We start from the raw sequence: 24,304 nt of genomic DNA, 5'->3' as shown, positions 1-24,304 counted from the left end.
CCCTGTTTTCTGGACTGAACCTGATGCGGTCAGCCGGGTCGATGAGACGCCGGCTGTTTTAGAGCGCTACCGGCTTATTCCGCTGCTTCCGCTTTCGGCATTACAGACACGTACACGCGGCCATTGGCCTTCGTACGGTAGTTCACGTTGCCCGCCGTAAGCGCAAAAATCGTGTGATCCTTGCCGAGGCCAACGTTGGAACCCGGGTGCCACTGCGTGCCGCGCTGACGCACGATAATGTTGCCTGCGATGACGGCTTCGCCGCCGAACTTCTTCACGCCAAGGCGCTTGGATTCGGAATCGCGACCGTTGCGCGAGGAACCGCCAGCTTTTTTGTGTGCCATTGGAGTTCTCCTTTAAACCTTGATCCCGTTACTTACTTGGCAGCCACGATGTCCGTGATGCGGACGACCGTGTGATGCTGGCGATGGCCGCGCGAACGCTTCGAGTTCTGACGACGGCGCTTCTTGAAGGCGATGACCTTCTTGCCGCGGTTGTGCTCGACCACTTCGGCCTTGACGGAAGCGCCCTTGACGAAGGGAGCACCAATCGCAGCGTCGGCGCCTTCGCCGATAACGAGGACTTCGGTGAATTCTACGGTGCCGCCGGCGGTGACTTCGAGCTTCTCGATGGTCAGCACGTCGTTGGCTGCCACACGGTACTGCTTACCGCCGGTCTTGATGACTGCGAACATTTTTTATCCTTTCATGTTCGTTCCGGCTCTCTCGCCATGGGAGCGAGCGGCCGTCTTTTTATCAGTCGAAACTTAGCAGGGATTCCAAAGGCTTGAGCCTTCAAAAAGTTCTGCCGGTGAAACCCTGCGGGAAGCAGGGCGGGCAAGGCGCGGACTTATCCACACCTATTGCGTCGCACGGGATATATAAGCGTCCCTGATCTGTCAAGGCAAAAGGATGAAAAGCTTTCACATTCGCCCTTGCCATCCCCCTCGTCTGTCGCTATGAGACAGCCCGCGCCAAACAAGCGCCGACCAGCATAACCGGAGAGGTGGCAGAGTGGTCGAATGCACCGCACTCGAAATGCGGCATACCTGCAAGGGTATCGTGGGTTCAAATCCCACCCTCTCCGCCATATTGGGCCTTTGTTTCAAGCCAATATCAAGCTAGCAGATTCGCTGGCAATCAGCTCGAAAGCCTCAACCCTCCGGAAACCGATAGGCCACGTCCGCAAAAGACCCTGTCGGAAACACGTAGAAGAATTTCAAATTGGCGGATGATTCGTTGCGGATGCCGTGTTCGGCGTTGCCGGGGATGAAGACGGTCGTGCCAGGTTTGACCGTGGTTTCCTGGCCGTCGATCCGCACGATGCCGGTTCCCTCGAAGATGAAGTAGATTTCCGATGGGTTGTGGCGATGGGGTTTAAGCTCGCCGCCGGGTGCCAGTTCGGCGATGCCGGCGCTCATGCTGTCGGTGGGGGTGATATCGCTGCTGAGCAGAGTGTGCCAGGAGATCGAGCCATGGACGGGATCGTTCCATCCGTCGCGCGGGCGCTCTTCGGCTGTGGTGATAACGGCTTGCGATCGTTCTGTCATTTCGCCTCAAAACGCTGGGTGAGCAACCATATCGGACGGTGTCACAAGCGCTGAGAATGTCAATCGGGCTATATGGCTGCGGATCCGCGGTCGCGATGCCGGCGCAGGGAGGTTAGCGAAAAAGTTAGCCGGCGAAAATCTTGCGAGCCGTTAGTTGAGTTTATACGGCAGCTCGCTTGCCTCGATGCGGGAGCGAGAGGAAGAGAAGCGGGATCAGCGTCAAAGGCGTGTCTCGGAGATTTAGGGCTGGTGTGTCTGCCTTCGAGCAACAGTTCGATCACGGCCGAACTATTTCAGGTGTCATGTCGGCTACACTGGAACTCTCAAAGGAGACTTGCGATGTTGACCAACACAGCCAAATTCAACGCCGCTGAGAGCGATCACGACCACATCGAAATCAAGCCCAACGTGCTTTATGTCGGCACTCCCGTCGTGCTGATTACGAGCCTCAATCCTGATGGCACGACGAATATCTCGCCGATGTCTTCGGTTTGGGCTCTATATGATCGTGTCGTTCTGGGCCTGACATCGACCAGCAAGGGGTGGGAAAATCTCCTGCGCGAGCGTCAACTGGTGCTGAATTTTCCGTCACCGGAGCTGTGGCCGAAGGTTGAGGCGATCGCGCCGACCACGGGCCGCGACCCCGTTCCCCCACACAAGGAAAAGATCGGCTATCGTTTCGAGCCCCATAAATTCGATGTGGCCGGCTTCACGCCGCAGCCAGCCGACCTCGTGCGGCCTCTGCGCATCGCCGAATGTCCGATTCAGTTCGAGGCGGAGGTGGTGGCGGCGCATCCTCCCGGCGAGGAATGGCCCCCGGAGCGCGCCGAGGCGTTCTCCATTATCGAGGCGAAGGTTCTTCGTGTTCACGCACACAAGGATATCGTCGTCGCTGGCACCAATCATATCGATACCAGCAGATGGAGCCCTCTGTTTTACGTGTTTCGACATTATTTCGGCACCGGGCCGGATCTCGGCCGCACTTTTAAGGCCGAGAGATGATGCATTCTCCGGCGGGATCGGTGAGCCGGCGCTGTTGTCCTTGATGACCAAACGCGTGGGTGTGGGCGAACGAGACGTCTGCACGGTGTTTTTGACCAGCCTGACGAGCCCGCCTCCATGATCGCGCCATTGGCGATCAGCGAGATCTATTTCACATCAAGGCATGTCTTTCCCGGACTGGTTTGGGTGCTTGGCGCTTCGCTCTATCTCCTCTGCATGCCGGTTCTCTTCGCAAACCAGCAGCGAGCAGATGAGTCGCCCAAAGGAGCGGCGCATCGTAGGGTGAGCAATCCTGAAGAGTATATGATGTCTGGCGCAGCGTTCGGGTACGATCAGTTGACGGAATCGTCTGGATCGGGGTCCTTGGCCTTGGTGAAGAGGCTCTTCAGCGCACTGGTCTTCGCCTTCGCCGCCTTGTTGGCCTTGATCGCGCGGGTGGCGGCCTTGGCCTGTTCCAGCATCATCTCGATCTGGATCTGCTGGATCTCGGTCAGGCGCTCCCATTGGCGATTGAGGAGGTGGTCGACCTTTTCATGCAGGTGGCGGATTTCCAGTTCGGCCTTCAGATTGACCTTGTAGTCGTTGAGGGCTCGCAGGCGATCCTTCTCTTCCTGGCGGCGCTGGCTCATCATGATGATCGGCGCCTGGAGTGCTGCGATGGTCGACAGAACCAAGTTCAGCAGGATGAACGGATAGGCGTCGAAGGCCTGCTTTTCGCCCATGATGAGATTGATCATCATCCAGACGGCGAGAAACAGACAGAAGGAGATGATGAAGGTCCAGCTGCCGCCGAAGGACGCGACGCCATCTGCCATGCGGTCGCCGATCGAGCGGTGGTCTTCGTAATCCTCTTCGATGTTTTCGGCCAGCGTATCATGCGTTTTCAGGCTTTCCACGACCTCGTCCTCGAGGGTGGAAAGCTCGCCGCGCTCGACCGTCAGCAACTCGGCGATATATTGGGCGCGATAGTCGTCCATGACCTTGCGGCTGATATAGTCGTCGGCGCGAAGCTCCGGGTGCTTCAGCCGCATGAAATCCGCCAGCGAGGGGCGGAGGTCATCGACATGGACGGCATCTTTTTTCTTGAGCACCTGACCGGTGATGGCGTCGATCAGCTTGACGGACTTGGCCTTCGCCTGCGCGAGACTTTTGGTATAATCGTCCATCTCCACAACGGTCGGGCTTTCGCCCTCGCCCGCGTCGAAATCGACGATACCTTCCGCCGGCTCAAAGGTCTTCGTTTCTGTCATCTAAGGGGCCTTCTTTGACGTTTTCTCGCTCATTTAGCCAATAATGCGAACAGGAATATGACTGTTAGAAGACAGGAGATATTGCGACCGATAAAGGCCGCTATCTCCCATCTGCAACTTTACTCTTCCATTTGCTCCTAGCAAAATTATAGCGCCATTATCCTAAGCAACGGCAAACACCGTGCGCCGTCCTTGGATCCGTTGCGCCGATTTTGCCGGAACCTCTAAAAACAACCGTTCCGCGCGATTTCTTAAACGTTTTCAAAAGCGTTACGTGTTTCTGCAGGAATTTCTACCGATTCAATCAGCTTTTGATTTTTCACCCCTTGACCGGGGCCGGCCGACTTCTATTTGCCGCAGTGCAACAGACATTCGTGAGAGCGAATAAATGTTAAGGTTTCAATGAATTATCGGCAGCGGGTTGGGGGCCTGTTGTCGCGGATCTTTTAAATGAGTGGAAAGGATCGCTATGCACAATCCCCCGGCAGAGGACTTGGAGTCCATCGCCCGGCAGGGCGGCCGCTTCAAGCGTATGGCTGTCAGGATACCGACTTACCTGACCGATCTCAAAGAGAATCCAGCCTGGCTGCCAATGTTCCTATTGGCCAGGACCCTGCCGTTTCGACGCATCCATTGGCTGGCCACCAGGCAGCCCGTCAGGCTTCCGGTTTCCGGCACCTCGATGTTTGCCGGCGCCGATCGCAGCGCCATCGTCAACGCCCTGCGGAATGATGGCATCTATCCGAGCCTGATGCTGCCGGACCATATTCATCGGGAAATCGCCGAATTCGCTACCCACACCGCCTGCTTCGGCAATTTCAACAGAAAGCTCGAATTTGTCGCAAGCGAACATAAGGAAGCGGAGGGTCGTTTCGGACGGCCGCTTCTGAGCGGACACTTCTTCGAGCGCTCACTCGATTGCGAGGCTGTCATGGCGGTCCAGCGCGATCCGCTGCTGATCGATGTCGCCCGCCAATATCTCGGCGGGCAGGCTAAGGTAATCACCACCCGCATCTGGTGGAGCTTCCCGACGCAGGCTTCCGAGGCCGACAGAAGCCTCGCCTCGCTCGACAAATACCACTTCGATCTCGATGATTGGCGGATGCTGAAGTTCTTCTTCAATCTCGTCGATGTTGATGAGGGCACCGGCCCGCATGTCTTCGTCAAGGGAAGCCACAAGCGCCGCCGGGTTCGTCATCAGCTAACCTTGCTTGTCGGGCATCCGGCAAACGAAGTGCTCGATTATTATGGCGAGGCGAACGCGCTGACGCTGACCGGCAAAGCCGGCACCGGCTTCGTCGAAGATCCCTTCGGTTTCCATATGGGCACAGTGCCGACGCAGAAGCCGCGGCTGATGATGGAGGTGGGCTTCGGCGTCTCGAAGCCGTCGCGCCGCCGTTTCCACGGCGAACCCGTCCTGCGCTAGCCCAAGCCGCGCGAAGTCCACTGCGGTTTCGCAACAACGACAGGCGCAAAATCAAAATGCGCATTTAGCTGGCATCATGGAGCGCCTTTTATAATTGGCGCTCCCATCTGACCGATCTCAGGCCGAGCGACTGAACCGCTTGGTAATCAGGTGGTCGAGCGCGATGCGCCCCGGCCCGCCCGCGATGATTACCAGAAAGCAGGTTGCCCATGTGCCATGCGTCGGCCAAGCATCGGGATAGACGAAGATCTCAATGACCAGGGTCATGCCGAGCAGCGCCAGTGCCGACAGCCGGCTTGCCAATCCGATGACAAGCATAAACGGGAAGAAATGCTCGCTGAAGGCGGCAATATGCGCGGCGATCCAGGGATCGACCAGCGGCAGCTTGTATTCCGTCTGAAAGAGATAGACGGCATTGTCGGTCACATGCCAGCCATCCACCTTGGTCTGGCCGGATTGCCAGAAGACGGCGGCGATCGACAAACGCGCAATGAGCGCGATCAGGTCATGCGGGATACGGTCGAGAAGCTTTAGGCCGCTATAAAGTCTTTGGGGCACGGTTTCGCGTTCGGCCGGAGTGGCCGTCATCATCCGGTTCTGCATGTCGGTTCTCCCTTGCGTTCAGCGAATGGCCATGAAAGCGCCTGCCGTGAACGCACCGGCAAGATTGGCGGAAAGATCGAAATTGGCGGCTTCCGCGAGGGTCCTCTCATAGGCCTCGCCAAGGGTGACGCCCGAAAACAGCTCTTCCAGAAAGGTGGCGCCACCCGGCGGCAGGCGATGCACCTCGACGATCATCTGCGGGCGGATGACGAGAGCATCCTCGCCCGTCCAATCGCTGATATCTGCAAGCTCGATTTCGCCGGTGTTCATCGCCCATATGGTGACGGCCGGATAGGTGGAACGCGCGACCGAGGCAGAGGGGTGCGGCAGGAAAGTCAGCTCCGCCAGGCCTGCCGGCTCGATGGTCGCTACGAGTGCTGCGTCGAGCGGTACGGCATCCGCCGCATGATAGGCCCGACCCCGAAGTGCCTCCAATCGCATGACATCGGGCAGATAGGGGATTTCCCGTGTCGGTTCGAAACTCTCGACGAAATCGGGGAAATCATCGCCGTAGGCAAGTAGCAGCGGCGAGCGCGGCGGATGCAGGCGGATGAACTCATGCGCCATGGCGGCGAAGAATTCCTTACCGACGATCCTTTCCGCTGCCGGAAAGCGCGAGGCGAGCGCGCCGATCAGGCCGATGGCGACATTGTTGCGATAGACGCCGAAACGCCGTGCCGGCTGTGAGCCGTTCCAGGCCGTCAATCCATCGGGCACCGCGAGATCGGGGTCGATAAGCGCTGCGGCGAATTTCCTTTGCGAGGCGAGAGACATCGATCCCTCCTCAGGCTGCCCGGCGTGCGGCGGCGCGCTTCAGGATGGCGTCGGCTGCTTCGGCCTCGGCCCTCAAAACTGGCCATTCCGGCACGTCGTTATCCCACTCGACCAGGCTGGCCACTGGTCCGATCCGGCCGATCAGATCCGCGTAAAGCGCCCAGACTGGATCTTTCACCGGCGTATCGTGGCTGTCGATCAAAAGCGGCGCGCCGGCATCGTCGATGGTCTCCGAATGGCCGCTCAGATGGATCTCGCGCACCCATTGCACGGGGAAGCGCTTGAGATAGGCGCTTGCATCCATCTGGTGATTGGTGGCGGCGACGAAGACATTGTTGACGTCGAGCAGCAGGCCGCAGCCCGTGCGCCCGGCGACTTCAGCAAGAAATTCCGTTTCCTCGATCGTGCTTTCTTCGAAGAGCAGATAGGTAGCCGGATTCTCGAGCAGCATCTGGCGACCGAGGATTGTCTGCACCTGATCGATATGGGCGCAGACCTGCGCGAGCGTCGCTTCGGTATAGGGCAGGGGCAGAAGATCGTTGAGAAAGGTCGTATCGTGTGTCGACCAGGCGAGGTGCTCCGAAAAGCTTTCAGGCTCGTAGCGATCGCAGACGATCTTCAGGCGAGCAAGATGATCCTGGTCCAGCGGCTGCATTGAGCCGATTGAAAGGCCGACGCCGTGGATGGACACGGCATAATCCTCGCGCAGCTTGCGAAGCTGCGCATGCGGTGGACCGCCATCGCCCATATAGTTTTCGGCATGGACTTCGAAGAAGCCGATCGGCTGCGCGGCCGCATCGATCGCGGAAAAATGCTCCGGCTTGAAGCCGACGCCGGCGTGGCGGGGAAGTTCTGACGGTTTCATTGCAGGCCTCCGGGTGAGAGTATTTCCAGCAAAGTTACGAAGCGGTTTGCGTTCGGAAGGGGCGGCGCTTGTGAAAGGCTGCGCCGCCCACATGTTTATGCTGTCTTGTCAGACCGGCGCCGGACCCTGCGCCAGAGTGCCGTGGCCGTTCGGTGTCTTGATCGTCTCGCAGGTTCCGGCGGGAACCAGCTTCCACGAGTTGCGCTGATAGTCGACCTTCGACGTGCCGGCGCAGGTCGTGCCGGCGCCGGCGGCGCAATCGTTCTGGCCCTTGAGGGCGACGCCGTAGCATTTTTCCTTGGCATCGGCTGCAGATGCTGTCGTTGCGCCGGCAACCAGCGTCACCGCCGTTGCGACCGATGCGGCCAGGGCGAGTGCGGACATCTTGCTCATGACAAACTCCTTACGAGAGATGATTGACGATCAATTCGGTTTCGGATCAGGCCGGGGTCAGCGAGCCGTGGCCCTTCGGGGTCTTCATCGAGGTGCAGGTGCCCGTCGGAACGAGCTTGAAGGACATCTTGTCGTAGCTCATCGTCGACTTGCCGGCGCAATCATGCTTGCCGGCGGCACAATCGTTCTGGCCCTTGAGGGCGACGCCATAGCATTTTTCCTTGGTATCGGCGGCCGAAGCCGGGACGGCGACGGATGCAAGTGCCGAGGCGATCGAGCCAGCAATGGCCAGGGTGAGGATGCTGTTCTTCATGGATCTGTCTCCTAGATGGATGCGAGCCGTCATTGGCTTGCAATGAGGTCTACGGAGCGTCTCGAGCGGATGTTACAGCCGCATCGGAATTTTTTTCGAGATGGTGTCATTCATATTGTGCCGGCTATCTGCTGCGGCGGGCAATAGCCGAGCAGGTGTGGCGGTGAGGCCGGCATGTGCATGGGTAGCGGACGCATCCGGCGGAGAATCTGTCGCGGAGACGAAAGGGCTTGAAAAATAGTTGCCGTTGCCGGTAACGAAAGCTTGCGGTCCCGCGTAGAGGAGATGTCGGATGAATCATTCGGCGCGCGAAGAGGAATGGGCAGTCTGGATGCGTGCCGCCATCAGCGGCGATGCGCAAGCCTATCACCGTTTCCTCACCGCTGTGACGCCGCATCTGCGCGCCATGGCGCGCCGGCGCTGCGACCAGCTGGGCGCGCCGGTAAGCGAGGCCGAGGATGTGGTTCAGGAAGTGCTGCTGGCCATCCATCTGAAGCGCGGCACATGGGATTCATCCCGCCCGATCGGACCCTGGCTGTCGACGATCGTGCGCAACAAGCTGATCGACAGCCTGAGAAGGCGCGGGCGACATATGAGCGTACCGATCGACGACGTGATCGATTTCCTGGAGGCGGAAGAGCACACCGACGCCTTGGACCGGTTCGATGTCGATCGTATGCTGGAACGCTGAAAGACCCGCAGAAGACGATCGTGCGCTCGATTTCCGTCGAGGGAAGCAGTGTGCGGGAAACGGCGGGCCGGCTGAAGATGACGGAAGGGGCGGTGCGCGTGGCGCTGCACCGCGCGTTGAAGGCGCTTGCGGCTTTGTATCGGAGTGAGACCAGTGAAAACCGATGATCTCATCAATCTCTTGGCGCAGGACGCGCCGGTCCGCATGCGGATCGGCAAGGTCCTGACCCTGGCGGTCGTCGGGGGTATCCTGATCAGCGGCGGTATCTTCTTCGCCATGATCGGCTTTCGAGCCGATATCGATACAGCCATGGAGACCGTCCGTTTCCTGTTCAAATTCGTCGTGACCATCGCGCTTGCCGCAACGGCCTGCGCTGTCGTCTTCCGCATCGGGCGGCCGGGCGCTTCACTGCGCCTGTGGGGCTGGACGCTGCTCTTGGCGCCCATCCTGCTGCTTGCCGCCGCCGCTGTCGAAATGGCCGTCATGCCGGCCGACAGCTGGAGTGCGCGGATGATCGGGCACAATGCCCGCTTCTGCCTGACACTAATCCCGCTGCTGTCGATCGGGCCGCTTGCCTGCTTCCTGTTCGCCCTGCGCCAGGGCGCGCCGGAAAAGCCGGGTATTGCCGGCGCTGTCGCCGGCCTTGCCGCCAGCGGCATCGCGGCGACCTTCTACGCCTCCAACTGCACGGACGACAGCCCGCTTTTCGTCCTGCTCTGGTATCCGATCGCGATCGCCATGGTGACCGCTGTCGGATATGTCCTCGGCAAGCGCCTGTTGCGCTGGTGAGACGAACGGACGCGTGACGTCGAAACTGGCAAAATCCCCCGTCGGGCAGCCGACTTCGGCCATTGGGCAGCGTGGCTTGGAAAGTCTGCTAGCAGCAGGCGGATTCGTGACCTATCATGGCGGTCCAGAGTGACTTTCAAAAAATCGCGTTTCCGCGCGTTAAAGTGTTTGCATCCGCGGCAAATTCGATTATAGAGGCCCTGCTTTCCCCGCAGGGGCAGTTTACAGCCCGGCGGCTGTTGGGAAATAGTTCAATGGTAGAACAGCGGACTCTGACTCCGTTAATCTTGGTTCGAATCCAGGTTTCCCAGCCAATATCAAGCTTCCTGAATTTTATGAGCATTTTTGGTTTGTCTCGGTGCTTGAGGCGGATATCCGTCTTCCGATGATTGAGATCTTTTCGAAGGGGATAGGCCTCCTTGTCATAAGATTGATTTGTCTTGGATTATGTCGACAATTTAGCTGTGTGCCTAAAATGGAAAAGGCTTTAGATGACGATATTGGTTTCGGGTGGGGCTGGTTTTATCGGCGGGAACTTTGTCCTGGACTGGCTTGAGCGACACGACGAGACGGTCGTTAACCTCGACAAGCTGACCTATGCCGGTAATTTAGATACGCTGAAGGGTTTGAAGGGCGATGATCGTCATGTGTTCGTGCATGGCGATATTGGCGATCGCGAGCTGGTGAGCGATTTGCTGTCGCTTCATAGGCCGCGTGCGGTCATCAATTTCGCAGCTGAAAGTCATGTCGACCGCTCCATCCATGGGCCTGGCGATTTCATCCAGACCAATATCGTCGGGACCTTCAATCTGCTGGAAGCCGTGCGCGGCTATTGGGATGGCTTGCCGGACGGGGAGAAGCAAGGCTTGCGCTTCCTTCATGTCTCGACGGATGAGGTCTATGGCACGCTGTCGAAGGATGATGCGCCGTTCAATGAGCTCAATCGCTACGAGCCGAACAGTCCTTATTCGGCCAGCAAGGCGGCATCCGATCATCTTGTGCGGGCCTGGCACCATACTTATGGCCTGCCTGTCTTAACGACGAACTGCAGCAACAATTACGGACCTTACCATTTTCCGGAAAAGCTGATCCCGCTGGTGATCCTGAACGCGCTTTCGGGAAAAAGTCTGCCGATCTATGGCGATGGCCAGCAGATCCGCGACTGGCTTTATGTCCGGGATCATTGCAGCGCCATTCGTCGCGTACTGGAAGCCGGCAAGCTCGGGGAAACCTATAATGTCGGCGGCTGGAACGAGAAACCCAATCTCGATGTCGTGCAGACGATCTGCGCCATCCTCGATGAGCTGAGGCCGAAGGCTGATGGCGGACGCTACAGTGATCAGATCACCTTCGTTAGGGATCGGCCGGGTCATGACCGCCGTTATGCGATCGATGCGCGCAAGCTCGAGCGCGAACTCGGCTGGAAGCCGGCGGAAACCTTCGAGACCGGCATTCGCAAGACGATCGCATGGTATCTCGAAAACCAGGAGTGGGTCCGTAACGTTACCAGTGGTGCCTATCGTGAATGGGTCGGCAAGCAGTACGAGGCCCAGTTGTGAGCGCCATTCTGGTCACCGGCGCCAATGGGCAGGTTGGTTTCGAGCTGCAGCGTTCGCTCGGCACCCTGGGGAATGTCGTTGCCCTGACGCGTGCGGACATGGATCTGGCTAGCGAAGCAGGCATCCTTGCCGCTCTTCGTGAGCACAAGCCACATATCATCGTCAATCCGGCTGCTTATACGGCGGTGGATCGGGCCGAGAGCGATAAAGAGCTGGCGATGGCGGTCAATGCTACCGCTCCGGGGATACTGGCGCGCTGGGCGGCGGACAATGGTGCCTTGCTCATCCATTACTCCACAGACTATGTCTTCGACGGCACGAAAGCCGATCCCTATCGAGAAGAGGATGCTGTCAATCCGCAGTCCGTCTACGGCGAAAGCAAGTGGCGGGGCGAAGAGGCGGTGCGCGCCTCCGGTGCACATCATGCCATTTTGCGCACCAGCTGGGTCTATGGTCATCACGGCAGCAATTTCCTGAAGACCATTCTTCGGCTGGCTGGTGAGAGAAGTGCACTGAACATCGTTGCCGACCAGGTTGGTGCGCCGACCTCGGCGGCCTTGATTGCCGATGTCACACGCACGGTGATCGAGCGCATCATGGCCTCGCGAGCTCCAGGCGACCTCTCGGGAACCTATCATCTCACGGCACAGGGCAGCACTTCCTGGTATGGTTATGCCGCGCATATCGTTCGCGAGGCATTGGCAGCAAACGTTAGGCTTGCGCTGTCTCTCGAGGCGCTGAAGCCTATATCGACAGCTGAATATCCGACCCCTGCCAAGCGCCCGGCCAATTCGCGGCTGGATTGTCGAAAGCTGACGGATCGCTTCGATATTGCGCTTCCTCTCTGGCAGGAGGGCGTCGATGACGTCCTGGCAAGATTGCGGGCTGTGGGGAATTGAAAACCGTATTTTTGCCGATGATTTCCGGCCATGTCCTCCCGCCGGTGAGACAGAGGCAGATGCACTAAGGACGAGACGCAGGATAATGACGAAGGCACGCAAAGGAATCATACTCGCCGGTGGATCGGGAACACGGCTCTATCCGCTGACACTTGCGGTTAGTAAGCAGCTCCTGCCGATCTACGACAAGCCGATGATCTACTATCCGCTGACGACTTTGATGTTGGCGGGTATCCGCGAGATCCTCATCATCTCGACGCCGCAGGATACGCCTCGCTTCGAGCAATTGCTCGGCAATGGCAGCCAATGGGGCATAAAGCTTGACTATGCCGTTCAGCCCAGCCCCGACGGTCTTGCCCAGGCCTTCCTGATCGGCGAAGCGTTTCTGGATGGCGCGCCGTCTGCCCTGGTTCTGGGAGACAACATTTTTTACGGGCATGATTTTATCCGATTGCTGCACGAGGCGAGCGCCAAGGAAACGGGGGCGACCGTCTTTGCCTATCACGTGCAGGACCCGCATCGCTATGGCGTGGTCGAGTTCGATCAGAGCGGCCGGGCGATCAGCCTGGAGGAAAAGCCGGGGATGCCGAAGAGCAACTATGCGGTAACCGGCCTCTACTTCTATGACGAAACCGTCGTCGACGTTGCTAAATCGATCCGTCCGTCGCCGCGTGGCGAACTGGAGATCACCGATGTCAATGTTCACTATCTGCAGGCCGGCCGGCTGGACGTCCAGACGATGGGCCGCGGCTATGCCTGGCTCGACACCGGAACGCATGAATCGATGCTGGAGGCGAGCCATTACATTGCGACGATCGAGAACCGGCAGGGCCTGAAGGTGGCCTGCCCCGAAGAGATCGCCTATCGCAGCGGCTGGATCAGTTCGTCCGATGTCGAGGCGCTGGCGAACCCGCTGAAGAAGAATGCCTATGGACAATATCTCATTGGCATCTTGCGCGAGCAGATATTCTAATCGCTCAGGCGTTTTATGCCGCCGCATCTCCCTTGCAAACAATCCGAACAGGACGACGAATGAAAGCCATTGATACCGCTATTCCCGATGTCAAGATTATCGAACCGACGGTATTTGCAGACGATCGCGGCTTCTTCTTCGAAAGCTTCAATCAGGCGAAGTTCGAAGCAGCGATCGGCCGAAGCGCCGATTTCGTGCAGGACAATCACAGCCGGTCGGGCAGGGGGGTCCTACGCGGTCTCCACTATCAACTGCCGCCGCATGCGCAGGCGAAGCTGGTGCGAGTGGTGGCCGGCGAAGTCTATGACGTTGCTGTTGACATCAGGAAATCCTCACCGACATTCGGCCAATGGGTCGGCGTTCTTCTGTCTGCGGAAAACAAGCGCCAGCTCTGGATCCCGGAAGGCTTCGCCCATGGCTTCCTGACGCTGAGCGACCATGTGGAGTTTCTCTACAAGACTACCAACTATTACGCGCCGGAGAGCGATCGCGGCATCCGCTGGGACGATCCGCAGATCGCCATCGACTGGAAAATTGCCGATCAGCCAATGCTCTCTGCAAAAGATCAGCGCCAGCAACTTCTGGCAGAGGCCGAAACTTTTATGTGAGATGCAGAACACCATAGGGTCTATCATCGCGATTTGCTGACCTCGCCGAAGGATTCTAGGATTCCCTGCATGATGCATGCAGAAAATCGCCGATCAGCACCCGGAAAGATACGTGGGCTTGCTTACGCGTTTACCTCGAAAAATGGCTCGCAGGCGCGGTATGGGTGCGCGCTCGCGAACCGGCCACAGCCGGATTAAATCAATCTGAAGCCGAACTTTCGATAGAAAACCCAACCGGAACGGATAAATTGCTCGACGTGCCAGAGACCCTTGCGAGCCGCGTCTCCACCGCCATGAACGATCTTTACTGTTGGCAGGAAGGCGATGCGAGTCACCTGGGCGGCACGTATGGAAAGATCAAAATCTTCGAAATAAAGAAAATAATTCGGATCAAACCCGGCAAGATTTCGAAAAATCTCGCCTCTGAAGAGCATAAAGCATCCACTGACGATCGGCGGGTCCCAAAAAACTTCGTTATCGGGCATATCCGCCATCTGATAGCGGTCTAGCCGTTTTTGAAAAAGCTGTCTGAGCCGCTTTGGTGCAAAGCCTCTTAATGCAAGGTCAAAGACTGTGGGATAGCGCTTGCACAGATACTGGCGTATGCCGTCTGTTCCCAAAGCTGAGGGTGTCAATAGACCGCATTCGGGGTGCAGCTTCAGAAACTGCACGGCATTTTCCAAGCTATCTGGGCTCAAAACAACGTCTGGGTTAAGTACTAGGTGCAGGTCGCCTATATTATCTAGTACCATATTGTTCGCGCGAGCAAAGCCGACGTTGCCGTGTCCAGTAAGCAGGTGAATGGAGAGATCCCGAAAGTTCTCCCTCAGCCAATCGGAAAGAGAGCCCCTCGGAGAGTTATCGACTATCGTTATGTCGGTCTTTGTATCACTTAGATGAGCGACCGCGGCTCGCAGGCTTTCGAGAGTTGCCTGGAGGACAGCAAGATCCTGGCTATAGGTGACAATGCAAATAGAGAGCAGTGTCGTCAATTTTGTCGGTGGTTCTGAAGGAAATGGGTCATTCTTCACTGTCTTTAGCCGACGATGATACTATAGCTGCGCTACCATAGCTCTTGATTGGGAGACTTGCGCTATCGAATCGCCTAGGCCAGCCATTTTCCATAATGAACGACTGAGCGAACTCAGCAGAATCGCGATGCAACAAGGCCTCTCGTGCCAGGTGATCAATATCCTCCAGGGACCGACTTATAAATGTCCCTTGGGATCCTCGCCGCAATGACATCTCACCAAAATCTGTTGAGATCACAGGAAGCGCCATTGCTCGATACTCATAGAATTTGATGGGATCGACCGATGCGGTCAAAGGATTATTCTTGAACGGGATAATGCCGACATCGAAGTTCGCCATAGCGTTGATAGCTTCCTCATGTACACATGGAGGCAGAAGCTCGATGTTGGCTGGAAGCGATCCGGGTGCAGGAGCAAATGCCGGTCCGATCAATCTTACGATATCATTCGGTCGAGTATTTGCCAGTTTAATAACCCATTCCCAATCAAACCATTTAGCAATGGTGCCGATGTAGCCAAATATCTTCCTATCCTCGGCATTCCTAATCTTGCTCAGGTTCGAATACAAAGCTGGCTCAAGCCCGTTGGGGACAAAGTTGAGGTTGGATCGCAGTTTGCTCCATTGTTCGTGCAACCGCGTGCTACTTACCCACATATGGCGGCATTTCAACGCAAGAGCCCTCTCCCGCCTTTTCATAACGGCTTTTGAGAGGCCGCTATAGAATGCGGGAAATTCGTCCATGGCGTCATACAAGGATAGTATGTTTGGATGCCTTGAGACGAGAAGATCTGCCAAAAGACTTGGCTTTCCCGCTGCAATTAACGCGTCATGACCTTCCACAAAGTGCTTTACCTTGAAAAATATCCGAGCCCACATAAACCTGTTCATTGATGACAACCACGGTAGGGGCTCAATTGGTATAGCCTTTGGTTTAACGACCTCTATCCATGTGTGGAGATTTTTAGGTTTACCTGTCGTCGGCGCATTACGGTGTTTGAAGTCAAGCAGTCTCGGGAGTCGGGTTGGATAAGGATCGATCCAAAGAACCTCGCCGCCAGTACGCAAATGAAACCATTCGGCAAACTTATGAGGCCGCTGGGCAAAGCTAGCCCATGGTACGGGCGACAAATAAACGAGGCGCATCAGGAAAAGAACTCGCGCAGGGTTTCCGTTATGCGCTTTGAGGCGAGACCATCTCCGTAGGGTGAGACGCCACGTGCCATCTCCTTATAGGCGTCCTCATCGTCCAAAAGTCGCTGTGCTTCGCGGACAATATTCTCATAGTGGGGTCCGACGAGTTTCACGACGCCCTGTGCGACTGCCTCCGGTCGCTCAGTTTCGTCGCGCAAAACCAAAACCGGCTTTCCGAGCGCCGGCGCTTCTTCCTGAACGCCGCCGGAATCCGTCAAAATGAGGTATGCGCGCTTCATTGCTGCCACGAAAGGCGCATAGTCCAACGGTTCGCACAGGATAAAATTGGAAGTGGGCCCCAAAATCTCGTGCGCGACATCCTTGACGTTGGGATTTGGATGAACGGGATAGAGAAATTGTACACCGGGGTTGCGCTCCGCCAAAGTCTTCAACGCTTCGCAAATGTCTCGGAAAGGTTTCCCGAAGTTCTCGCGCCGATGGGACGTCACCATCACCAACCGTTTGCTGTCGTCGAGGGGGACCGTGGTTTCGAGCGGCCTTGATGCCGTCATGAGCAGCGCGTCTATCACCGTGTTGCCGGTGACGAGCACATCGCTTTCAGCAATGCCTTCCTTGAGAAGATTTTGCCGTGCGCCTTCTGTCGGTGCGAAATGCCACTTAGCGAGTTTGCCCGCGATGACACGATTTGCCTCCTCGGGAAAAGGATTCTGGATATCCCAGGTGCGCAAACCTGCCTCGACGTGTCCAATCGGGATACGGCGATAGAAACACGCCAAAGCAACAGTCATCACGGTCGTCGTATCACCCTGAACGAGGACAACATCGGGCTTTTCTGCTTCCAAAACCTCGTCGATGGCTAGAAGCAGGCGAGCAGTCAAACCAGCCAGAGTTTGGTTTGGGCGCATGATGTCCAAATCAATATCTGGCTTGATATCGAAAAACTCCAGAACTTGATCGAGCATTTGGCGGTGTTGCGCCGTTGCCAGAACTTTTACATCGGACCAAGCCTCTTGCTTCAGCGCCAGAATGACTGGAGCCATCTTGATAGCTTCAGGTCGCGTGCCGGCAACGCAGATGACTTTTTTCTTCATAGGAACCTCAGAGAACAGGATCGGCACTTGCGATCAGGGATTCTATCTTGGAAACGTAAGTTTCTGCCCGAATATCCCATTTGTTCGCATCAGCAAGATCACGCAAGCGCTGCTTAAATGAGGGATCATTCCGGACTTTCAATGCATTTTCAATAGCTCGGGTAAACTGCACAGCATTATTGCCAGAGAAAACCTCCTCGTACACAACGCACTCCTGCATGTCACCCGTCACCACGACTGGTTTCTCGAGAGCAAAATATTCGAAGAGCTTAAGCGGCGACGTGGCGCGCGCTATGTCACCCATCACGAAGGGTATGAAACAGACATCGAAAAGACGTGCATGGGACGGGAGATTTTTGTAGTCGACAGGCCCCAGGTAAAGTACGTTTTCCTTGCGCGGAAGTTGCGGCACACAACCGCTGTAATCGGGACCGATGAAGACGAATCCGATATCGGGCATCAGTTCGCTGACGTCCTCCATCAGTTCATACCACAGCCATGGGGCTATCGCTCCGAAATAGCCGACGACGTGGCGATGGTTTTCTTTGAACGCTCGCAGCGTGTGTGGGATGTCGTGTGAAGCATTTGCTTTATTTCTATAGTGCGAAACATCGACACCGTTGGGAACAAAAACACAGCGGGATGCGCCGCTCGCCTGAACAGCCTCTTCCTGCAGCAATTTCGCGGAGGAAACGACAAGATCAGCATGGGCGAACGCCCCCTGTTTCAACGTTAGAAGGCGTTTGAGGCTGTGCGTACCTCCAGAAATAGAGGCGTCGATGTGGTCGATGTATTCGTAGATCACGAATCCATTTCTCTTGGCGGACAAGAGGTCTTGGTCATCAGCGAACAAGGTAGTGCTATAAAAACAACGAACTGCGCCGTCGATCGATTCTACGTTCGGATCGTTCGTAAGCCAGACGTTATTCTCAATGGGGCGAAAGCCGACAACGCCATCTCCCGTCGTCCGATACAATACCAGACAGCCAAGCCTCCCCAGCGCAAGCGCCATATGGTGTGGTCGCTGATACAGAGTTACTTCCCAGTCGATATTGGCTTCCAGAATGAAGACAAGACGATAGCCCTTGTTGGAGAGCGGTCCGTCGCGAAAACTCTCCCAGCCGATATCATCGGCCTGTCGCTGCCCCTGGCTTCCTCCTTTGCGAAGCCACCGCACGAGAGAATGCCGAAAGCCATGCAGATGATGGCGCAGCGGTGCCGGCAGCGCCCAGAATATCTTCCGGAAGCTAGCATAAGCAAAATTTCGAACGATCCCACGCCAATAAGACATCATGCCGTCCGAATTTGAAATTCAGTTGCGCATTCCTTGTCTTGTGTTAGCTGCGCTTTCATGAGCGCGCTATATTTTTGATAACTCGTACTTCTTTCAAGCTTGCTTAGTTCGTCGTCGCTGAAATTCGGGCGAACGGGATTTGTCCAGATGCGGATCATCGCATCCGCCATTCGGCTTTCGAACTCTTCGGTAGATTTCAACTCCCAAATCGCCCCTCGATACTGCGCAATGTCTTGAGGGGGCGGAACAACTTCGATTCCGGGACGTCCCTCAAACGAAGAAGAGAAGCCAACTCTGCTGGTTACGATAGGCAGATTTGAGCGGATAGCCTCAAGCAGAATAAGCTGACCACCTTCAAAGAAGGCGCCGCTGACAAATGCGTCAGCCATGGCAAAATGTTCGTGGGACCGCGGCGCAGCTCCGCAGTATATGACTTTCTTTTCAAGGCCTTTGGCGGCAATGTACGCATTGAGCTCATCCATCAGAACGGTCTCGTAGACCGGCCCCAATATAGCGAGCTTGGCATTCTCGCATGCGCGCGCGGCGATCTCGAATGCCTTCAGCGTGCCCAAATGATTCTTCTGATGATTTACGGCGCCGATGTCGACAAACACGAAATCGTCTTTTTTGATTCCGTATTTCACGCGAAGGCTCTCGCGCGCTTCGGAGGGCACAAAATCATGGAATGGCGCAAAATCGATACCGTTCGGAATGACGACGCATTTCTCCTCGGGAACCCCGAGGCGGGAAATGCTGTAATCTCGAACATAGTCGGAAACGGCAATAAATTTGGTCGTAAGCTTGGCGTTGTCGGAAAACTCCTGCCGCTGCTGCTCATTAAACCACATGTAGACATTGTGGATGACTTGCAGGAACGGAATATCCCTGTCGTTGCAAGCCTGCAGTCCCTGCGTCGAATAATGAGCAAGGATCAATTTTGGCTTGAGATGGTCGATAACCCTTTCATAAGCCACCGGGCTATATGTTTGGCAAATCATCTTTTGACCGCGGCGGCGCGCCTGCTCCACTGCGGCTCCACGATTACCGAGCACAAGAAGGACGATTTTATAATTTGCCTTCGCAAGCGTATCGTTGAGATCAAGGACGACGTTCTCCAACCCGCCGGCTTCAAAATTGTCGACCTGAACGAGAATATCGCATTCGCGTGGGACGCTGGTCAGATCTGTCAAAGGGACACTGGCGGTCGCCTCGACAATAGGTCTGCGGACAGTGGGGGAGATTTTCCGCCAGAAACGGCGCGCGAACCGTCCACCAATTGTTTCAGGAGGAAGAGAACGGTGTAATCTCGTTGCGACGCGGGAACGGATGGTAGCCGCGCGTTGCGGAGAGAAAAATTGGTAAATCTGCTCTGCGCCTGATTGGCGGACCTCTTGGAGCCTTTCGTAAACGGCCAGATTTTCATGCGCCATCCGGGCACGGGTGCTTTCATCTGGTAATTCGGACGCGAGGAAGTCAGGTAGCGTAATGTACTGCATGCCGAGCGATTTAAAATCGCCGATATTTTCGGAATCGATAATGGGAACGATCCCCATCGCCAGATATTCGACGAGCTTGGTGGGGCAGGCGACCTTATTGACGATACTGTCCTCGCGCAGGATGAAGCCATAATGGCAATGCGGATAGATCTCCATCAATTCGGCATGTGTCTTCGATTCCACAACGACGGAATCCACCAGATTTGCCGATAGCATCGCCTTCACCGCGTCCGGTTGCGGAGTGTAGAAGCGGTGCTGGCAATGGTCCGCAGTTTTCGCGATTGCATCGATCATCTTCGGCACCTGTTGCCAGCGATGTAGCCCCCCGGCGTATACGACGATCGGTTTTCCGTTTTCCAGCGGTCGCGTCGCTATCGATGGCTCAAAGGTCGGGAACATCGGGAACGAAATGCTTCGAGCCTTTAGCGCATCGCGAAACTTCTGCCGGAGGTAATTCTCCATTGCCTTCGTGACGACAATCACGATGCCGGCTTTTTGAACTGCCAGGCGCTCCTGCTTGTCATAGATGAGTGCGCTGTAGAAATCGTCATGCATCCGGAATTCTTCCGGTACCACGCCATGGATGTCGACAGCCTTGCGTATGAAGGGCAGATGCAGAAACTTGCCGAAGCGATTGTCATACATCCGCAATACGCTGTGGAAATAAATCTTGCGCGTGCGAAGGACCGCTGCGGCGGCTAGCAGCCGCACCAGCATCTTCAGCTTTCTGTTGCCCATCACCCTCAGTACGAGAACATTCGGTTCCGGGCGATCAAACCATATATTGCGGCCGGTCAGCTCTTCGCTCTCTACATAAATGCGCCAACGATCCCGGAAGAGCCGGTCAACGATCTGAATTCGCTGAAAATACCCATCGCTCTGGCGCTCGGGGTAAAAATAGCCCCCGAAAAACACGATACCATCCAGCTGCCGCAGAAACCCGATGCCTCTTCTCGCAAGCCACATGAGCCTGGAAATTTTTCCGGCGGGACGGCCCGTTGGCGCCGCGCTTGAGGGGCGACGCAGTCTTGCTGTGGCGCCTTTGCCATCACGCTCGAGGGTCGAGACAAAGTCATGGACGGCAAAATTGCATTCGACGCGAATGTGGACCGCCTCCGCTATACTGTTCAGGTCGGCCGTGATCGTAGCGATGCTTTCCGCGGCGATCGAAGCGGTCTTCACGAGCTTGACGATTGTCGTTTTTGTACGCGTCCATGCGGCAGCTACGTCTCCAAATGCCTCTGCCGCCGACACCCGCTTTGCTAGATCCTCCGAAGCGAGGTCGCGATAGGCTTCGAAGGCCCCCGAGAGATTTTGGAACTCGGTTTCAAAATAGTCTATCTGACGGTCGAGATTGCGCATGTATGCCGCCAAATCGGAGCGGCATGAGGAATCGCCGGGTTTGCCAAGGGCAAACACCGCATCCATGCAAAAGGAGACGATCGGTTTTTCCGGTCGCCTGCTCCAGCTAAAGCCGTGCTTTTTCTCCAGATAGCGCTTGTTCTTTTCGGCCCGGGCGCTGAAATATTCATATTGCAGCTTGCCGAATGAAGCTGATCCCCAATGATGGATGAACGTATCGCGCGCCAGAAAGATATCGTAGCCAAGCTTTCGGGCGCGAAGGCAATAGTCGTCATCCTCGAAGCCGCCGGGAAAGAATGTTTCATCCAAAAGACCGATGTTCTGACAGGCGTCCCTGGTCAGAAGGACGCAGAAGAACGTGACGTCCGCCTCAACGAGATTGCCTTGCCAGGCTTCGTATCGGCGGTCGGCGAAATTCTTCACGCGCTGATAGGGCGCCTCGGAAATTTTCGTCGTGCCAGCCTCGATGAATTCGCTCAACTCTGCGCTGTAATCGACCGGTATGCATTGCTCGCTGTCGGCCTTGTTGGTGACGGAGCTGATGATATCCTTCCCATGCGCCAGCATTCTGTCCAGCCAATGATCCGTCACGATCACATCGCTATTTAGTAGACAGATGTGGGTTATCGTATCGTCAGCAAGAAATTCTCGGATGCCGACATTGTTGCCGCCCGAAAAGCCGAGGTTTTCCGGTTCCTCTATGTAACGCCAGTCGCTGCCAACCTCTTCGATGTGGGCTGTGATTGCCGACCTTATCTTGTCACGCTCGTCGGAATTGGATGCATTATCCACCAAGATGAGCTTAACCGAGCTTTCGTTATGCGCCCTTCTTACGCTGGCCAACGTCGCAATGAGCGCGTCGGGAGCGTTGTAGGAAACAATGACGATGCCAGTGGTTGCAGCTTTGGTCATGGATTGTTCTTCGAGATCAGCCTGGAGATTCGACGCGAGAGAAAACGAACGCCTCGCGCCATATGGAAACGCAACGGACTTTGCGTGCTCGCCAAATTGCGGGCAAGCTCTTGGGCACGTGCGTCCAACGCGATGACCTGGCGTCCGAGATCCTGCGCGCGCGCTTCAGTCTCGGCGACCTGGTGACCTAGCTCCTGCCTGGACGCTTCGGCACTGATGAGTTCGCGGGCAAGCGAATTGACCGTCGTCTCCAGTTCTTGCGTTCTTGCCGACGCGGCTTTCAGTTGCCTTTCGAAAAACCCTTGGCTTTCATAGCGGAAAAGCCCCGGCTTTGCGGCGTAGTCATCAAGCGAATCCAGCATGTAGGCGGCTCGTGCCGCCCTATCCATCAGCTGGGATATTTCCGGAAAGCCGAAAGGCAGCGGCTTTGTCGGAGTTCCGATTATGTTCAGCCAGGAGGCGGATATCAGGCGCTGTGCTTCGCCGACGCTTTTTTCCAGATACGTCCGTACCTGCGAAAGGTCGCCCTTGGCGAGCGCATAGATGCTCAGCCAATAGAGGGCATCAAGCGTCTTGTTTCCCAGCAGCGGGCTATAGGGCATAACGTCGATTGCCGCGCATCTGGAATAGAAGTCCGCGGCGACGCCTGCTTTCCCATGTCTTCTTGCTGCCTCCCCGATAGCAAACAGCAGCGAAACCTGCCATCGCAGCTGATGGGGCGATGGCGTTGCGATGGCAGCATAACGCAGAGCGGCTTCCTGCAGCTCCTGGAAGTGCGATTCCGTACATCCGTCCTGTTGAGCCGCGGCATAGATTTGGCCGCAAAGGGCGCTGCCGAAGTCCGCCGACGCGGGGCTGGATGCTTTCAGCACCTGCTCCTGCATGTCCGAAAGCAGTTTCTCGCAACGGGCGCGCATGCCGATTGCGACCATGCCTCTCACCAGCCAGGGATTTTCGTAGTCTCGGGCGAAGGCCGATACATGAAACTCCGGTGAGTCAGGCTGGTTCCAGGCGGTCTCATGATAGGCTGTGCCCTTGCCCGCGACCGGATCGGCCATGCACAAAAGCAGGACCCATTCGCCGTCCTGTTCGCTTTCTTTCCGCGGCGGCACTTCGATCCAGCTGCGGGGCGAATGATGGTAGCGCATGCCGCCGCCCGCCGTCTGGAAAAAGCCGTTCTCCAGCAGGAAATACGATCCGCACTCGTCGATGAGGCGTTCCCAGGTATAGACGTGGAGATGATAGGGATTGGGATCTTTGCCGGTTTCGTCAACCCAGTTATTCGGGGCACAAACCATCAAACGTCCGGATGGCTTGAGGACGCGCTTCAGCTGGGTCAGATAGGCATCGGGGTCCGGAACGTGCTCTATGGTCTCGAACGCAGTAATGAAATCGATGCTGTTATCAGGTATCTGCGAGAGAGCCTGGGCATCTCCAACCTCAAATCTGACGGCGTCCGAACGGCCGTAATGGGCATTTGCATAATCGATGCTAAAATCGCTGAGGTCTATCCCGATCACCGATCGGGCTTTCGATATGCTATAGAGGATGTGGCTCCCATAGCCCTGCCCACACGCGACATCGAGCACACGGTCGCCTGGGCGAATATATTCAGCCGCCTTATGATAGCGAATGCAATGTGCGTCACTTCGTCTGCCCGTTTCGCGAAGCATGTCCGTATGCAGCAGACGCTCCTCGACGAGAACGGTCAAATCATAGTGCTGCAGCGCTGCCCGAGGAACCTTTTCGAGCGGGATCAGGATATGGGCACCATCGCTGTTCAACGATTCATATGGGTTGATCTGGTAAAATAACGGATGCTTGCGGAAGCCGGCTTCAAAGCAATGGGTTTCCCACCATGTTCGGTCTTGAGACGCATGCGGCAAAGGGGCTTCTGCACTCAGTCCGGTCGACACTCGCAAAAAGACATAGCGGGACGAGACGCGATACAGCTCGCCCAACGCTGCCGTGATATCCCCGGCGTTCAACCTTTCGAGACAGCCGATCGAGACGACGGTTTCAAAACTTTCATCGGAAAATGGAAGCTCTAAGGCCGAACCTTCAATGCCGCGGCCGGGAAAGCTTGCATTGATACGCTTGACGTCCGCTTGGGATTGTTCGACGGCATAGCCGTCAACGCCAGCCTCCAGCAGCTTCGGCAGCAGCAAGTCCGTGCCGTTGCCGCACTCCAGGAGCTTGCCGTAGCCGCAGGACTCAAGGATCAGATCCACAAGTCTGGAGTTGGATGAGCGAGTTTGCATATTGTTCTCT

General features: G+C 56.4%; 22 protein-coding genes, 2 tRNA genes and 1 pseudogene. 10 read left to right on the top strand and 15 right to left on the bottom strand.

Going from position 1 to position 24,304, the window contains the following annotated elements:
• Positions 1-74: 74 nt before the first annotated feature.
• Both rpmA and rplU read right to left on the bottom strand, forming a co-directional pair.
• Positions 75-344, bottom strand: coding sequence for a 50S ribosomal protein L27 (gene rpmA / locus ACK83U_RS16160; protein ID WP_004127267.1), 270 nt, complete (start codon positions 342-344; stop codon positions 75-77).
• 32 nt (positions 345-376) lie between these two features.
• The gene (gene rplU / locus ACK83U_RS16155) at positions 377-694 is read right to left on the bottom strand and encodes a 50S ribosomal protein L21 (RefSeq protein ID WP_004127263.1); all 318 of its coding nucleotides are present in this window, start codon (positions 692-694) and stop codon (positions 377-379) included.
• A 305-nt stretch (positions 695-999) separates the two neighbouring features.
• Between rplU and ACK83U_RS16150 the strand changes: the two genes are divergently transcribed.
• Positions 1,000-1,089: transfer RNA gene (locus tag ACK83U_RS16150), tRNA-Ser, on the top strand.
• Positions 1,090-1,153: 64 nt separating this feature from the next.
• Here ACK83U_RS16150 and ACK83U_RS16145 read toward each other — a convergent pair.
• Complete coding sequence (locus ACK83U_RS16145) at positions 1,154-1,549, bottom strand: cupin domain-containing protein (RefSeq protein WP_112606872.1); 396 nt, start codon at positions 1,547-1,549, stop codon at positions 1,154-1,156.
• Between the two features lie 339 nt (positions 1,550-1,888).
• On the opposite strand from ACK83U_RS16145, the gene ACK83U_RS16140 reads away from it, so the two are divergent.
• Positions 1,889-2,551, top strand: coding sequence for a flavin reductase family protein (locus ACK83U_RS16140; RefSeq protein WP_112606870.1), 663 nt, complete (start codon positions 1,889-1,891; stop codon positions 2,549-2,551).
• Positions 2,552-2,883: 332 nt separating this feature from the next.
• Here the strand turns inward: ACK83U_RS16140 and ACK83U_RS16135 are convergent, their stop codons facing one another.
• A complete protein-coding gene (locus ACK83U_RS16135; RefSeq protein WP_112606868.1) occupies positions 2,884-3,801 on the bottom strand; it encodes a DUF1003 domain-containing protein in 918 nt (305 codons plus the stop codon).
• Between the two features lie 469 nt (positions 3,802-4,270).
• Between ACK83U_RS16135 and ACK83U_RS16130 the strand changes: the two genes are divergently transcribed.
• A complete protein-coding gene (locus ACK83U_RS16130; protein ID WP_112606866.1) occupies positions 4,271-5,227 on the top strand; it encodes a phytanoyl-CoA dioxygenase family protein in 957 nt (318 codons plus the stop codon).
• 117 nt (positions 5,228-5,344) lie between these two features.
• On the opposite strand, the gene ACK83U_RS16125 is transcribed toward ACK83U_RS16130, so the two are convergent.
• The 5 genes from ACK83U_RS16125 to ACK83U_RS16105 all read right to left on the bottom strand — a co-directional run bounded on the left by ACK83U_RS16125 (position 5,345) and on the right by ACK83U_RS16105 (position 8,175).
• On the bottom strand, positions 5,345-5,830 hold the full coding sequence (locus tag ACK83U_RS16125; protein WP_112606864.1) for a DoxX family protein: 486 nt from the start codon (positions 5,828-5,830) through the stop codon (positions 5,345-5,347).
• Positions 5,831-5,848: 18 nt separating this feature from the next.
• Positions 5,849-6,604, bottom strand: a complete 756-nt coding sequence (locus ACK83U_RS16120) for a DNA-binding domain-containing protein (RefSeq protein WP_112606862.1) — start codon at positions 6,602-6,604, stop codon at positions 5,849-5,851.
• A 10-nt stretch (positions 6,605-6,614) separates the two neighbouring features.
• Positions 6,615-7,469 carry a DUF692 domain-containing protein gene (locus ACK83U_RS16115; protein WP_112606860.1) on the bottom strand — a complete coding sequence of 285 codons (855 nt, stop codon included), beginning with the start codon at positions 7,467-7,469 and terminating at the stop codon, positions 6,615-6,617.
• A gap of 108 nt (positions 7,470-7,577) precedes the next feature.
• The gene (locus ACK83U_RS16110) at positions 7,578-7,862 is read right to left on the bottom strand and encodes a DUF2282 domain-containing protein (RefSeq protein ID WP_112606858.1); all 285 of its coding nucleotides are present in this window, start codon (positions 7,860-7,862) and stop codon (positions 7,578-7,580) included.
• Between the two features lie 46 nt (positions 7,863-7,908).
• Positions 7,909-8,175 carry a DUF2282 domain-containing protein gene (locus ACK83U_RS16105; RefSeq protein WP_092718462.1) on the bottom strand — a complete coding sequence of 89 codons (267 nt, stop codon included), beginning with the start codon at positions 8,173-8,175 and terminating at the stop codon, positions 7,909-7,911.
• Positions 8,176-8,467: 292 nt separating this feature from the next.
• Here ACK83U_RS16105 and ACK83U_RS16100 point away from each other — a divergent pair.
• The 7 genes and pseudogenes from ACK83U_RS16100 (at position 8,468) to rfbC (ending at position 13,694) form a co-directional block, all read left to right on the top strand.
• Positions 8,468-9,033 (top strand): annotated as a pseudogene (locus tag ACK83U_RS16100) (sigma-70 family RNA polymerase sigma factor).
• Positions 9,020-9,655: an NrsF family protein gene (locus ACK83U_RS16095; RefSeq protein WP_112606856.1), complete on the top strand. Its 636-nt coding sequence runs from the start codon at positions 9,020-9,022 to the stop codon at positions 9,653-9,655. Before ACK83U_RS16100 ends, ACK83U_RS16095 begins: the two are co-directional and overlap by 14 nt.
• A 240-nt stretch (positions 9,656-9,895) precedes the next feature.
• A tRNA-Gln gene (locus ACK83U_RS16090) sits at positions 9,896-9,969 on the top strand.
• Between the two features lie 177 nt (positions 9,970-10,146).
• A complete protein-coding gene (gene rfbB / locus ACK83U_RS16085) occupies positions 10,147-11,214 on the top strand; it encodes a dTDP-glucose 4,6-dehydratase (protein ID WP_112606854.1) in 1,068 nt (355 codons plus the stop codon).
• Entirely contained in the window at positions 11,211-12,113 is a 903-nt protein-coding gene (gene rfbD, locus ACK83U_RS16080; protein WP_112606852.1) for a dTDP-4-dehydrorhamnose reductase, read from the top strand. The genes rfbB and rfbD overlap by 4 nt, the downstream gene beginning before the upstream one ends.
• Before the next feature lie 85 nt (positions 12,114-12,198).
• The gene (rfbA, locus tag ACK83U_RS16075; RefSeq protein WP_112606850.1) at positions 12,199-13,086 is read left to right on the top strand and encodes a glucose-1-phosphate thymidylyltransferase RfbA; all 888 of its coding nucleotides are present in this window, start codon (positions 12,199-12,201) and stop codon (positions 13,084-13,086) included.
• Between the two features lie 59 nt (positions 13,087-13,145).
• The gene (gene rfbC / locus ACK83U_RS16070) at positions 13,146-13,694 is read left to right on the top strand and encodes a dTDP-4-dehydrorhamnose 3,5-epimerase (RefSeq protein ID WP_112606848.1); all 549 of its coding nucleotides are present in this window, start codon (positions 13,146-13,148) and stop codon (positions 13,692-13,694) included.
• A 194-nt stretch (positions 13,695-13,888) separates the two neighbouring features.
• Here rfbC and ACK83U_RS16065 read toward each other — a convergent pair whose 3' ends face one another.
• From ACK83U_RS16065 to ACK83U_RS16040, 6 genes are read right to left on the bottom strand one after another with little or no spacing between them, the layout of a single operon-like run.
• Complete coding sequence (locus ACK83U_RS16065; protein ID WP_112606846.1) at positions 13,889-14,686, bottom strand: glycosyltransferase; 798 nt, start codon at positions 14,684-14,686, stop codon at positions 13,889-13,891.
• Between the two features lie 28 nt (positions 14,687-14,714).
• Positions 14,715-15,869: a glycosyl transferase gene (locus ACK83U_RS16060; RefSeq protein ID WP_112606844.1), complete on the bottom strand. Its 1,155-nt coding sequence runs from the start codon at positions 15,867-15,869 to the stop codon at positions 14,715-14,717.
• Complete coding sequence (wecB, locus tag ACK83U_RS16055; protein WP_112606842.1) at positions 15,869-16,969, bottom strand: non-hydrolyzing UDP-N-acetylglucosamine 2-epimerase; 1,101 nt, start codon at positions 16,967-16,969, stop codon at positions 15,869-15,871. Before wecB ends, ACK83U_RS16060 begins: the two co-directional genes overlap by 1 nt.
• Positions 16,970-16,976: 7 nt before the next feature.
• Positions 16,977-18,260, bottom strand: coding sequence for a glycosyltransferase (locus ACK83U_RS16050; protein WP_246712135.1), 1,284 nt, complete (start codon positions 18,258-18,260; stop codon positions 16,977-16,979).
• A complete protein-coding gene (locus ACK83U_RS16045; RefSeq protein ID WP_112606840.1) occupies positions 18,260-22,033 on the bottom strand; it encodes a glycosyltransferase in 3,774 nt (1,257 codons plus the stop codon). The genes ACK83U_RS16050 and ACK83U_RS16045 overlap by 1 nt, the downstream gene beginning before the upstream one ends.
• The gene (locus ACK83U_RS16040) at positions 22,030-24,294 is read right to left on the bottom strand and encodes a class I SAM-dependent methyltransferase (RefSeq protein ID WP_112606838.1); all 2,265 of its coding nucleotides are present in this window, start codon (positions 24,292-24,294) and stop codon (positions 22,030-22,032) included. Before ACK83U_RS16040 ends, ACK83U_RS16045 begins: the two co-directional genes overlap by 4 nt.
• Positions 24,295-24,304: the final 10 nt, after the last annotated feature.

It is taken from the genome of Rhizobium sp. WW22, assembly GCF_047041135.1.
In the GTDB taxonomy this organism is placed as follows: domain Bacteria; phylum Pseudomonadota; class Alphaproteobacteria; order Rhizobiales; family Rhizobiaceae; genus Rhizobium.
Note: the sequence above shows the minus strand (reverse complement) of the source record. Positions and strands in the feature narration are given on the sequence as shown.

Bases quoted from the DNA above. Each gene is read 5' to 3' on its own strand.
- ACK83U_RS16140 (WP_112606870.1), top strand. From the start codon at position 1,889: ATGTTGACCAACACAGCCAAATTCAACGCCGCTGAGAGCGATCACGAC.
- ACK83U_RS16130 (WP_112606866.1), top strand. From the start codon at position 4,271: ATGCACAATCCCCCGGCAGAGGACTTGGAGTCCATCGCCCGGCAGGGC.
- ACK83U_RS16060 (WP_112606844.1), bottom strand. From the start codon at position 15,869: ATGCGCCTCGTTTATTTGTCGCCCGTACCATGGGCTAGCTTTGCCCAG.
- rfbA (WP_112606850.1), top strand. From the start codon at position 12,199: ATGACGAAGGCACGCAAAGGAATCATACTCGCCGGTGGATCGGGAACA.
- ACK83U_RS16105 (WP_092718462.1), bottom strand. From the start codon at position 8,175: ATGAAGAACAGCATCCTCACCCTGGCCATTGCTGGCTCGATCGCCTCG.
- rfbC (WP_112606848.1), top strand. From the start codon at position 13,146: ATGAAAGCCATTGATACCGCTATTCCCGATGTCAAGATTATCGAACCG.
- ACK83U_RS16110 (WP_112606858.1), bottom strand. From the start codon at position 7,862: ATGAGCAAGATGTCCGCACTCGCCCTGGCCGCATCGGTCGCAACGGCG.
- ACK83U_RS16145 (WP_112606872.1), bottom strand. From the start codon at position 1,549: ATGACAGAACGATCGCAAGCCGTTATCACCACAGCCGAAGAGCGCCCG.
- ACK83U_RS16040 (WP_112606838.1), bottom strand. From the start codon at position 24,294: ATGCAAACTCGCTCATCCAACTCCAGACTTGTGGATCTGATCCTTGAG.
- ACK83U_RS16125 (WP_112606864.1), bottom strand. From the start codon at position 5,830: ATGCAGAACCGGATGATGACGGCCACTCCGGCCGAACGCGAAACCGTG.
- ACK83U_RS16120 (WP_112606862.1), bottom strand. From the start codon at position 6,604: ATGTCTCTCGCCTCGCAAAGGAAATTCGCCGCAGCGCTTATCGACCCC.
- ACK83U_RS16045 (WP_112606840.1), bottom strand. From the start codon at position 22,033: ATGACCAAAGCTGCAACCACTGGCATCGTCATTGTTTCCTACAACGCT.
- rpmA (WP_004127267.1), bottom strand. From the start codon at position 344: ATGGCACACAAAAAAGCTGGCGGTTCCTCGCGCAACGGTCGCGATTCC.
- wecB (WP_112606842.1), bottom strand. From the start codon at position 16,969: ATGAAGAAAAAAGTCATCTGCGTTGCCGGCACGCGACCTGAAGCTATC.
- rplU (WP_004127263.1), bottom strand. From the start codon at position 694: ATGTTCGCAGTCATCAAGACCGGCGGTAAGCAGTACCGTGTGGCAGCC.
- ACK83U_RS16135 (WP_112606868.1), bottom strand. From the start codon at position 3,801: ATGACAGAAACGAAGACCTTTGAGCCGGCGGAAGGTATCGTCGATTTC.
- rfbB (WP_112606854.1), top strand. From the start codon at position 10,147: ATGACGATATTGGTTTCGGGTGGGGCTGGTTTTATCGGCGGGAACTTT.
- ACK83U_RS16050 (WP_246712135.1), bottom strand. From the start codon at position 18,260: ATGTCTTATTGGCGTGGGATCGTTCGAAATTTTGCTTATGCTAGCTTC.
- ACK83U_RS16115 (WP_112606860.1), bottom strand. From the start codon at position 7,469: ATGAAACCGTCAGAACTTCCCCGCCACGCCGGCGTCGGCTTCAAGCCG.